At 65.8% G+C, this 11,005-nt stretch carries 11 protein-coding genes and 1 pseudogene; 5 read left to right on the top strand and 7 right to left on the bottom strand.

The features are described 5' to 3' along the window. Positions 1-263: pseudogene (locus BST44_RS30745) on the bottom strand (hypothetical protein); the annotation flags it as partial. Between BST44_RS30745 and BST44_RS27995 the strand changes: the two are divergent. From BST44_RS27995 to BST44_RS27985, 3 genes are all read left to right on the top strand, one after another. Beyond that, positions 234-1,418: an ATP-binding protein gene (locus BST44_RS27995; protein ID WP_047324260.1), complete on the top strand. Its 1,185-nt coding sequence runs from the start codon at positions 234-236 to the stop codon at positions 1,416-1,418. The pseudogene BST44_RS30745 and the gene BST44_RS27995 overlap by 30 nt on opposite strands. Positions 1,419-1,722: 304 nt before the next feature. Next, positions 1,723-1,908, top strand: a complete 186-nt coding sequence (locus tag BST44_RS27990; protein WP_047324259.1) for a hypothetical protein — start codon at positions 1,723-1,725, stop codon at positions 1,906-1,908. Positions 1,909-2,047: 139 nt separating this feature from the next. After that, positions 2,048-2,263, top strand: a complete 216-nt coding sequence (locus tag BST44_RS27985) for a hypothetical protein (RefSeq protein WP_047324258.1) — start codon at positions 2,048-2,050, stop codon at positions 2,261-2,263. 21 nt (positions 2,264-2,284) lie between these two features. On the opposite strand, the gene BST44_RS27980 is transcribed toward BST44_RS27985, so the two are convergent. From BST44_RS27980 to BST44_RS30230, 6 genes are all read right to left on the bottom strand, one after another. Continuing rightward, the gene (locus tag BST44_RS27980; protein ID WP_047324257.1) at positions 2,285-4,318 is read right to left on the bottom strand and encodes a serine/threonine-protein kinase; all 2,034 of its coding nucleotides are present in this window, start codon (positions 4,316-4,318) and stop codon (positions 2,285-2,287) included. Between the two features lie 7 nt (positions 4,319-4,325). Further along, on the bottom strand, positions 4,326-5,534 hold the full coding sequence (locus tag BST44_RS27975; RefSeq protein WP_047324256.1) for a DUF7373 family lipoprotein: 1,209 nt from the start codon (positions 5,532-5,534) through the stop codon (positions 4,326-4,328). After that, positions 5,531-6,808 (bottom strand): DUF7373 family lipoprotein, encoded by a 1,278-nt coding sequence (locus BST44_RS27970; protein WP_231614292.1) that lies wholly within the window; start codon positions 6,806-6,808, stop codon positions 5,531-5,533. Before BST44_RS27970 ends, BST44_RS27975 begins: the two co-directional genes overlap by 4 nt. Before the next feature lie 17 nt (positions 6,809-6,825). Then, positions 6,826-7,215, bottom strand: a complete 390-nt coding sequence (locus tag BST44_RS29905) for a hypothetical protein (protein ID WP_075630228.1) — start codon at positions 7,213-7,215, stop codon at positions 6,826-6,828. Positions 7,216-7,346: 131 nt separating this feature from the next. Continuing rightward, positions 7,347-8,108, bottom strand: a complete 762-nt coding sequence (locus tag BST44_RS27960; RefSeq protein WP_158086685.1) for a sensor domain-containing protein — start codon at positions 8,106-8,108, stop codon at positions 7,347-7,349. 88 nt (positions 8,109-8,196) lie between these two features. Beyond that, a complete protein-coding gene (locus BST44_RS30230) occupies positions 8,197-8,775 on the bottom strand; it encodes a sensor domain-containing protein (protein WP_279628994.1) in 579 nt (192 codons plus the stop codon). 854 nt (positions 8,776-9,629) lie between these two features. Between BST44_RS30230 and BST44_RS27950 the strand changes: the two genes are divergently transcribed. Both BST44_RS27950 and BST44_RS27945 read left to right on the top strand, forming a co-directional pair. Continuing rightward, on the top strand, positions 9,630-9,998 hold the full coding sequence (locus BST44_RS27950) for a WhiB family transcriptional regulator (protein WP_158086684.1): 369 nt from the start codon (positions 9,630-9,632) through the stop codon (positions 9,996-9,998). Positions 9,999-10,007: 9 nt separating this feature from the next. After that, complete coding sequence (locus tag BST44_RS27945; protein ID WP_047324250.1) at positions 10,008-10,847, top strand: sensor domain-containing protein; 840 nt, start codon at positions 10,008-10,010, stop codon at positions 10,845-10,847. Positions 10,848-11,005 lie beyond the last annotated feature (158 nt).

Raw genomic sequence — 11,005 nt, 5'->3', positions numbered from 1 at the left:
GGACCGGACAACAGCACCACCGTCACGGTCCTGCCGCCGCCGCCACCGCCGCCGCCGACGACCACGACCGCCCAGACGCCCACCACCACGCCCGCCAACTCGTCGACGCCATCCTGTCCGGCGGCGGTGGACCCGCTGAACGCGCGGCCGCTGCAGAACTCGCCAAGCTGCACCAACGGCTCGTCGAACAACGCCCCTACCAGCAGGCTCTCGCCCAGGCGCATGGCCGCTGGGTGCACGCCGAAGACACCGCCGAGCTGCACCATCAACTCCTCACCCAGCTTGCCGCCGCGATCACCGCGGCCACCGAACGCGGCGACCACGACATCGCGGACCGCTACCAGCAACACCACACTCAGGTCAGCGAACAAACCGAGCACGTCGACGCCGCGGTACGCACCGCGCGCGACCGCCTCGAGGGTGCGCGCGCCGACCTCATCGACAGCGCCGGCGGCCAGGCCGGCATCGTCACCGAACACCACCTGCACGCGCGCCGCGCGCAAGCCGTGCGCGCCGACACCGACACCCTCAACCTCGCCCGCCGACGCGCCCGCAACCTTGATGACCAGCTCGCCCGCGCCGAAGCCGCAGCCGCCCGCTCGCTAGCCCAAACCCCCGCCCACACTTACGATCTGGGCGCCGATCTCGACCAGCTTCAGGCCGAAGTCGACTTCCTGGACGCGGCCAGCGCTGCCAGCCCCGCCGCCCTCTACACACCTCCGCCGGCCGCCCTCGATGGCCTCGACGACGCGCATCGCCGCGCCGTTAGCGCGCTGACCACCAACATTCACAGCGTCCAGCTGCTCCACCTGCATCCCGGTGCCGACAAAACAGCCACCCTGAGCGCCCTCGCCGACACCGCCCACCACCACAACAAGACCACCTTGGCGGTCACCGGCTCCGACAACGCCCCTGACCACACCTACGCCGACACCACCACCAGCATCGACGACTACCGCGCCGACCTCACCGCCCAGCGACACAAACCACCGCTGGGCAGCCTGATCATCGTCGACGACGCCGACACCCTCACCCCGGCACAACTGCGCTGGCTCGCCCACACCGCCGCGGCCACCAACACCAAACTTGTACTGGTCGCCACCCCCGGTGATCGACAGCCCACCCACACCCTGATCGCCGTGCTCACCAACGACCTGCCCAACACCCAACACCTCGGCACCCCCGACCCCGGCCGCACCCAACCTCGCACCGCCATCGAGCGCGCCGAACACTACCTCGCCGCCACCAGCACACCCAGCCCCGAGCGCAGCCGCGCCGTCGAAGTCCTGTACCAACGCACCCAAGTGCTTGCGCAGCTGCGCGACATCGCCGCCACCGCACAGCGATTGGACTCCATCGCCGAACGCGACCGCACCCGCGGCCGCCACCAGAACCGCGGCAACGGCCTCGAACTCTAAAGTTCACCCGATCGCGGCCGACCTCGCGCCTTCGACACCAGTGGGTCTACGCAGGTTTCCCACTCGTCGCTCTCCGCACTTTTCTGCGTCGTTCACCGAATTTCGATCGTGCATCGGGTGGTTACGAGCGATGACCTCGAATCGGCTAGTGACGTACAGCCTGCGATCTCACGCGGCTGTAAGCCAGCAAATGGAACACCGCGACGGTACGATCAACACACGGAGGTCATCCCGGCGGGCGACGCAGCCCCCGACCTCATTCATCGAAATCTTCGGTCCTTCTCCATGTTTCGTGAGGATAGCTATGTGCGACGAACTGTTTTCTGGCTTCAGTGAAACCGGGTGGGATGAGGCTCCCTGGGACGTCGAACCGACCTTCACTACCGCCGAGTTGCAAATCCTCCTTAACCCCGAGCTCTCGGTCGCAGAGGCGGCCGAACGCGTGGGTTGTGTCGAACACGACGTGCGGCGCTTGCGGCGAACGTCCTGACTCTCCTGGTTACAGGTGGCGGATGGTCGCCGCCCGTTTCAGGCTGCCGCACGTGTCACCTCGCGGCGCTGTGTGACACGGGCCCACGGGCTGGGTACGCAGAGATTGTCTGACCAGCACGCAGAACGGAGAAACACTCATGGGCAACGTCTACGTCGAACCGCGACCCAAAGGCCGCGAAGGAGACGCTATCTCGCACTATGTCGTCGAAGACCACGCTGATAGCGAACTCCACCGGGCCTCAACCCAGCAGGATGCGATCGACTGGGCAAAAAAGCAGGGTCATTCACCACTGGTGGCGCGCGTTCGGCATCTCACCGACAAGAAGAAGCCGGACCAGTGGCGGGCCGTCTGACTCGACATTGTCGGACAGGCGCTAGTGGATTTGGTTGGTGAGCTTGGTGACCAGTGCGGTGTTGAGGTAGCTGGTGGCCGCAGGTCCGCCGGTATTGAGGGCGGTGATGGTCGCGGGATCATCGATGACGACCAGGGTGCCCCCGAAACTGGTGTATTTGGCGGGCAAGCCGGCGTACCCGCCGCCGCCGGCGGCGGGGTCGGTCCGCAATAGCAGCATGACGTCGCTGCGCTGGCCGATGTAGTCGACGTCGTTGATGTTGAAGGGAACCTGCGGTGGGCCGCCAGGGCTGCGCTTGTAGTGGGGGTTGTAGGTGAAGCCGATGCTTTCCAGGTAGCTACTCGGCGGTGACGGGGTCGCCGCGGCCGTGGTCGTGGTCGTGGTCGTGGTGCCTGTGTAGTTGATCACGACGGCCGATTTGCCGAGAAAGCTGCGGTGCTCGGAGCGGATCGTGTTCTGCTCGGATTGCGCCTTGTCCAGTAGCGTCTTGGCGGCGTCGGTGCGACCCAGTGCCGTGGCGACCCAGTTCAGTTGTGTCTGCCACGTCCAGTCTTGGCTGTTGTCGGCGGGCCGGGTCAGTGTCGGCGCGATCGAGGCCAACGCGTTGTAGGTAGGTTGGTCGACGTCGCCGGTGTCGATGATCAGGTCGGGTTTGGCCGCGGTGATGGCGGCGGCATCAGCGGCCGCGAATACCGGTGGGGTTGAGTGCATGAGCGGTTGCAACCAGCTCGGTGTGGTGGCGCCAGCGGCGTTGATCAAGACCGGCTGAGCGCCCAGCGAGAGCACAGCATCGGGGTCGCCGGGTCCGAGTGCGGCGATGGCCACCGGGCGGTGCTCGAGTTTGAGGGTGCCGAATTTGGTGTTCAGGGTTTGTGGCTGGTAGGGGCCCAAGTCGCCGCTGGTGTGACCGAACAGGTGAATGCCCACCACGGTGGCCGCGACCAGGGCAGCAACAAGCACTGTCGCGCCCACGATGAGACGAGTGCGTTTGCGGCCCTTGGGCGTTGGTGCGGAACCGGCAGGGCCAGTCGGCGTTGGGCCGGACGGTACACCTGCGAACTGTTGGGGCATAGCACTGTTCGGTGGCGCGGCTGCTCCGCGGGGATCATAGGCGGGCCACACCGGCTGGGCGTGGGGCGGCGTCGGTGGATAGCTCAGCGTGGGATTGGTCGCGTTGCTCGCCCGGGGCCCGGTGGGGCCGGTGGTGGTCGGTGGCGCAGGGTTATTGGTGAATGCGGCGCTGGTCGCCGCGGCCAGCGCGCCGGCCGTTTGGAAGCGCTGATCGGGGTCTTTGGCGAGCGCGCGGGCGATCACGTCGTCGATCTCAGGTGGTAAAGAGGGGTTGATTTCTGTCGGGTGCGGGACGGGTCGCATCAGGTGTCCGGCCAGCGTTGCCGACAATGAGTTGTCTTCGTAGGGGGTGCGGCTGGTCAGCAGCCGAAACAAGGCGCAGCCCAGGGAATAAATGTCGGTGCGGTGATCGGCCGGGCGGCCTTCGATGGTCTCGGGCGCCGCGTAGGCCGCGGTGCCGACCATCGAGCCTGTCGCGGTCAACGTGGTCGCATCGTCGAGGGCGCGCGCGATGCCGAAGTCGGCCAACAACACTCGCTCGTGATCGCTGCCCGGTGACGAGATTAGGAAGTTTCCGGGTTTGATGTCGCGGTGCAGCACCCGGCGCGAGTGTGCGTAATCGAGTGCGGCGGCGACGTCGGTGATGATGCGCACGATGCGGGTCGGGGTGAGGTTAGCGCGCGCCAAATCGTTAGCGGCGGTTCCTTCGACGTACTCCATGGCGATCCACAGATGCCCGTCGGTTTCGCCGCGGTTGTAGACCCGCACGATGTTGGGGTGGTTGAGGGTGGCGGCCAGGTCGGCTTCGCGGGTGAACCGGATCCGGAACTGGCGGTCCACCGACAGCTCGGCGGACAGAATCTTCAGTGCATCGCTGCGCGGCAATGTGGGGTGGCGGGCCAGGTAGACGGTGCCCATTCCACCTGAGCCCAGCACGTTTTCGATGCGGTATCCGGCGATGACGGTTCCTACGGCAAGCGGCATGAGGGGCTTACTTTCCGGTCAGCATGCGGTATTGGGCGGCCATCATCTGATGTAGTGCGTGTTCTTGTTCGTTTTGCATCTCGTAGGCGTAGCGGTCCGCGCGGGCCACACACCAGTAGGCCAGGGTCTCGTTGAAGCATTTCGCTTTGGGCATGCCACTGATCCCGCGAACCTGGTTCGGGCCGGTCATGTCAGCCACCAGGCGCGCGGCTGAGCCGCTGTCCGGGGTTTGGTAGATCCTGGTTTCCACCACCCAGGCCACCTGTTGCACGGCAGCGGATTTGAACAGCGCCGCCAAATGCACCGGGTCGTCGGGAGCCAGGTGCAGGGCGCCGTGCGCGTCATAGACGCCGTCGCTGATCGACTCGTTTTCTTGCCGGGGTGCCACGGTGCGCGCCATGAGGCCATCAGGATCCAGCGGCAGTTGAGCCATCTGATCAGGTGGCGTGGGTTTGAATTGGTCGACCAGCGGCTGCTGTACATCGAGGGTGGTGGCGATCAATTGGGCTGCCCTATCGGCGTTGTCGGCCGACGTTGCGGCTTGTGCCAACACGTATTGTCCGTGAGCGCTGAGGGCGGTCACCGTGAAACGCGGCCCCCCGGGTTCGGGGTAGTGCGCGGTCCAGGTGTAGCTCAGCGCAGTCGTTGCGGGGTACCGGGGAATCGAGACTGGTTGGGTGGGGACAGGTTTGGTGTCGAATGGCATGGTCAAGGACGCGCCTTTGGCGGCCATGTCGGCGATCGCGGCGGTGGCGTCGGCGGGGCTGGCCAGTTCCAACACCATGTTGAGCAGGTCTTTGTAGGCGCCTTTGTCGGTGTGACGGGCGCTGGAAAACCCGGCCAGCAAGTGGTGGCCGTTAAGGGCCTCACCCAGCGGGGCGCCCAGCAGCGAGTTGACCGCGTCAGTGTCTTTGACCACGCCGGATTCCATTTGCGCGAAGTCGATCAGGTCGGGGTCGACCTCCCAGGGGCCCACCACAGCGCTGGCCAGGCGGCGCCCTTCTGCCCACCCGCCTTGCAGCGCGTCGCTGGCCACGCCGATCGGGGGGCGCGGGGCGGTGGGAAAATTCCCGACATCGAGCAATGCGAGATCGACACCGTCCGAACTGGCCTCTCCCGGGGCTTTGATGGCGCTGCCCGCGATCGTCGTGCTGCATGCCACCGTGATCGCCGCGGCCGCGACGGCGAGGATCAAGGTGAGTGCGCGGACCTTCATGATGTGGTCAGCATCAGGTATTGGGCGGCGATGACTTGGTGGGCTTCGACCTCTTGGGCCGCTGTGGCTTTGAAGGCGTACCGCTCGGCGGTAGCGATGCACAGGAAACGCACGGCGCCCAGGTCGGTGCTGTCGGATCCGCGGTCAAAGCAGCGCGCTGAGGGTAGCCCGTTGATGCCGGGCGCGGAGTGGTAGCCCAGGAACGGGACGTCGATACGCACGAGACCGTCGGCGGCGCGCTGGGCGCCGGTGGTATCGACTGCCTCGTAGACGGTGGTGCGGTCGACGGCGACGCGGGCGATGCCGGCGTCGTTGTACATCGCTTGGGTAGCGATTGGGTCAGACCGAAAATGCAGGGAGGCGTGCGGGGAGTAGACCGCGGACTGATTGATGCTGGGCTCGGTGGCCGGCACGGTGCGGGCCAGCAGCCCGGTCGGGTCGGCGGGCAAGGAGGCCAGCTGGTCTACAGGTGTGGCTTGGAAGTGGTCGGCCGAAGGGCCTTGCAGGTCCAGGGTTTTGGCGATCATGTCGGCGGCTGCGGCGGCGCTTTCTTTGGAGCCGGCGAACTGGAAGAACACGTAGGGTCCGTGCGCGGTGAACGATTCGGCTTCAAAGCCTCCTGAGAGGGCGGCAACGTCGGCCACCGCGGCCGGGTAGCGCGGAATGGGGAGTCGGGTGGCCCAAATGTTGCCTGGGCGCACGGTGGCCAAGTCGGCTGCGCCCATGGCGGCTGCGGCGTCGGCGGCGTCTTGGGTGGTGGGGAAGCGCAACACTCCGTTGTCCAGGATCTTGGGATTGTCGCTGTCGGCCTGTCCTTTCGGTGGTGGCGGGGTGGCGCGGCCGCTGACGAAGCCGGCTACGAAGTGATGTGCGGTGGCGATCGGGGCGATTGTTTCGCCGCGCACCAGCACCGAAAGCCGGCCCGGGTCGGATATGGCGGTGGTGGGTGCGATTTCCGCGTTCGTCGGGCTGATGAGCTTGTCATCGATCTGCCAGGGTCCGGTTACCATGTCGGCCATGCGCTGGGCTTCGACGCGGTGCCCGGCGGCGTCATCGGCCACGTTGCCCAATGGCGGTCGGGGTCGGCGCGGATAGTTGCCGGGGTCGAGCAGCGCCGCGTTGGCCGCCGCCGGTGCTGGGCCGCCGGACTTCACGGCGTTACCGGTCACGACCGACGAGCAGCCGCTGCTGAGCGCGATCCCCGCGGTAATGAGGGCGGTCAGTAGCGGCAGTGATGCGCTCCAGCGTGCATACATCCCCGCGGTGTGAGCCATGGTTCGGTGTGTCGGTGTCACCGGGATGATTCCTGACCCCGCGGTGACTCCGTCTTTCGCGAGTGGCCTGTTTTTCCCGACCAGCGGCGCAAGGCCATGCGATCGACGAAGATCGCGCTAGCCGCCCGGCGTTCTGAAATCGCTTTGTCGGCGACCGCCATCACTGCCAGCTGTCGTACCCGGGCACCAAGTCGTCTCTCTTCCTGGCGGATTCGGTGCCATTTGGCGCCGTCGGCGTCCAGGTCAGCACTGTCGTTGAGGTAGTCGAGTGCGGCGTCGATGGCGCACTGCTGCAGGTCGGAATTGTCAGGGTAGAGCAGCGCGGCATCGCGCGCCGCGCGTTGGAGACGGGCCCGCTGAGCGGAGTTGAGATGGCGGGCTCGCGGTTGGCTCATCGCTGCGGTCACGAGCGCACTGGGTGATCCCTCGGGATCGGCTACGCCGTGTGTGCCCATCCCTCTCCCCCTTTGCCGCGTTGCCGCGCGACTGTGTCGGTCTGGAACCAGATCAGAAAATGGTAGCCGCTGCTACCAGCACGTCAGGCGCGATCGCCAATTTTGTTCATGATCAGTCGGGTGACGTCGCCCGCGCTGTGGCCTGGGGCGGGTGCAGTAGCAGCAGCAGCAGTGTCGCGGAAGTAGGTGATAGAGACCTCGACGATGCAGTTGTCGCGCGCCCCGAGCGCATGCATCTCGCGCAACCGGGTTTCTTGGTCTTGGTTTGCCACGGTGGCTTCCACGACAGAGGCGTCAGCATGCACGTCGCCGACCTCGTAGTGATAACCCACGCCGGCATCTACGCGTGCGCCAACACATCTGGTCCATTGCTCGGTGAACTTCGCGAACAGCGCATCGGCGGCGGCCATTGTCGGCAGCGCAACCACACCCTCCTCCAGGTCAATCACCGTCGGATCGTGATCGGCGTGCGAGTCCCACCACTGTTCGTGCGCGACATTGAGGACCTGGGCGTTGGTGTACACCTCACCCATCAGGATGTGGCTGAGCCCCGCGCAATCGCTTTGTCTAGCGCCGGGCCAATCCCAGAACAGCTCCCCGGGGCCGCCGAATACAGGTGCCCGGTCGATTTCGAACGACTGAGTAAATACGTGCGAGAGCTCGGTGTCGCTCAGCATCGCGTCTTTGATGACCTGGCCGGTCAGGGCGCGAGGTTTAAGGTTGGGTGCTGCCCGCACCGCGCCGTGGACAACATCGGTGCACCCGACCGTCATCGTGATCAAGACCGAGGACACCACGAGCAAGGCAAGCCGAATAACCCTGGGCGACAACCACATCCTGGTCATCGTCATTCCTTTCTTTGTGCAGCCTCGCGGCCACACGGTGAGTGCATTGCCAGCCGATTTTGAGGCCGCCCACCATCGGCGGCAGAGGTTAATGCGGGGTGACGCGGTCGGCCATGCGGGTGGCGATGGCGATGGCCTGATCGTTGCGATTGAAACCGCAGCTGTTCACGTCGATGACGACGTTGTTGCGTGCGGTAAGCGCCCGCTGGCATTGCCAACCCTCGGCGCCTTCCTGGGTATTGATGACGCTGACCATGCCGCCACGATTGGCGACGGTGCCTACCATCCAGATTCCGTCATGAAGGGCCGGGTCGGGATGCAGCGTGATGCCGTTGCATTTCTCCCAGGCTTGGGCTTGCTTGTCGACAAAGTCGTTGGCCGCCTTAGCCGTTGAGTAGTAGATCGCTCCGTCATCGACGATGTTCTCGGTCATGCGCGGGTCTGAGACCGCTTGGATCCGCACCCCCAGATAGCCGCTGTTGTCGAGTTCTCGTTGCAGCGCCGGGTGATGGACGCCGCCGCACTCAGGGTGATCGTTGTCCCCGCCGGAGAAGGCCAGCGTGTCATTCCGCGACACGTCGGCCCTAGGCGTGAGATTTGAGACGCCCAGCATGCTGTTGAGGGTCGTCACATCCAGCAGCACGCCTGGCAGCGCAGAGAGTGGCATCGTTGCCGCAGGTGTGGAGCTGGGGCTGGGCGCGGTTGACGTGGCACTCGAGCGCGGAGCGATCCTCACGTCGGCGGGTCCGTCGGAGCCGCTGGCGAAATTGATCACGAGCCCGACGCACAGGGCGGTGGCTACGACTGCGGACCCAGCCGTTATCCACGCCAACGGCAGCCGGCGACGGTTCGGTGCGGGCCGGGACGGCGACGGCGAATAGCCGGCCGGCGCGCCCCACGCCGGCATTCCCGGTGCTGCAGGCGGTATCGAAGCCGGCCCCGCAAAACCGATAGGCCGGCGAGGCAACACAGTCGTGATCTCCTCGCCCGGGCCAGGGCCGAAAGCCGGCCGTTGACCGGGTTGGTAGACATCAATTGCCTCGGCCTGGGAGTCAGCGGGAGCCGCAGCCCACTGCGGCACCACATGTGATGTTGGGGCGTCATGCGCGGCACGGGTGATCGGCACGTTGGGCTGGTCAGGCATTCGGTGTCCTCCAGGAGTAGGTGACGGCGTGGCGCAAAGGTCGGTCGCTGCGGTGGGGTGACCGTTATCAGCGCCGGCCGGGCCGCTGCCGCAGCCGCCAGGCGCGAAGTCGTTCATTTGCATGCCCCACATTGAAACACAGCATGAAACAGGGCGCAATGCTTTGAAACATTGCACTGCTGTGTTTTTATTGCTAGCGTCTGCGTCATCCCAACCGGGACCGGACACCAGCACCCACGTAAGCGCCGCGTCGTTCACCAAACGCCCGACCTCGATCACGACCCCCGCCAGCATCCAAAGACGAAAGGACCGCCCCGATGACAAACCTCCCTCCTCTCCCCAGCGAGACCCGGTCTGTTGCAAGACCGTTCGCGTCTTTGCAGCTGCCAGCTGACGTGCGCCTGTTCCACACGAACCAAGATTTGGCCTGCCGGCAAGACCCCGAGCTGTTCTTCGATGCACGCCGCCGGCACCGCGCGATCAAGCGGTGCGCCGAATGCCCCTTTCTGGGCCGCTGCGGCTACAACGCGGTCGCCACTGGCGCCACCCACGGCGTTTGGGGCGGAGTGATCCTGCCCGGCGACTACCCGCAGGACCTCAAACCCGTCTACGCATTCCTGGCCGCCCAGTTTGAGCGGCGTCGCCACGCCGAGATCGGTGATATTGCGGTGGCCCCGCTACCGCAGCCCGCCGAACACACCGAGACCCACCACCAATCCCCCAGCTTTCGTGCCGGCGCCGCATAGGAGAGCCCCATGAGTACCGTCATTTCAGAACCTCGCGCGATCGCCAGCGTCGACGACAGCGCCAGCCAACGACTCCCCGTCTGCGGCCCGGCCCGTGGATCGGGCACCGCCAAGCACGCCACAGGTCGCCGCACACCGCGCCTGACCGCCACCGTGCGCTCGACCATCCTCACCGCCGCCGCCTTAGCCCTACTACTGACCGGCTGCACCACCACAGAAGCCGGGCACCCCAGCGCCGCACCCGATCTGGGGCGCTGGCAACCACCGGCGGTCTTGCCTCAGCACCTTGCCGATCTGCTGCTCAAAGACAGCGACGTCAACACCATCGCGCACACCACCGCCATGGCCGTGCGCAAGCCGATCTCGCAGATGTGGCACGACGAGGAGACAGTGTCCAATCCCGGCTGCCTAGACATCTACCAACCGGCCGAAGCCGCCGTCTACCAAGGGAGTAACTGGACCGCGCTGCAAGGCCAAATACTTGACGACGCGGCACCCGTTGCGCCCAAGCACGCGCTGATGCAAGCCCTGATCGGCTTCCGCGACGCCGATTCAGCCCAGCAATTCTTCAGCCAAGCCAAGACACGCTGGTCGGGCTGCGCCAACCAGTCAATCACCGTCATCACACCCGGCCATGCTCCCCTTACCTGGAATCTCGGCGAGCCACAGAGCACCGACACCACCTTGGCCGCCACCCAGACCCACTCAGGCCCGAGCGTCGCCAGCTGCCAACGTGCCATGGGGATCGCCAACAACGTCATCATCGACGCTCTCTGGTGTGGCTTGGACACCACCACGCAAGCAAGCGACATCGTGGCCAAAACCACCGCTGGGATCTCCCGAGACTGAGCGCGCCCCAAGGGACTTGACGCCGGCTCGCCACGAACGGCGGGCCAGCCCCATTCCCCTCGATATCCTACCCCTTACGGAGCGACTATGTCTTGGCCCAATGCCAACCAGCAACCATCCGGGTACCCCCAGCCATACGGACACCAGCAACCCCGCCC

It is taken from the genome of Mycobacterium scrofulaceum, from assembly GCF_002086735.1.
Taxonomy (GTDB): domain Bacteria; phylum Actinomycetota; class Actinomycetes; order Mycobacteriales; family Mycobacteriaceae; genus Mycobacterium; species Mycobacterium scrofulaceum.
Note: the sequence above shows the minus strand (reverse complement) of the source record. Positions and strands in the feature narration are given on the sequence as shown.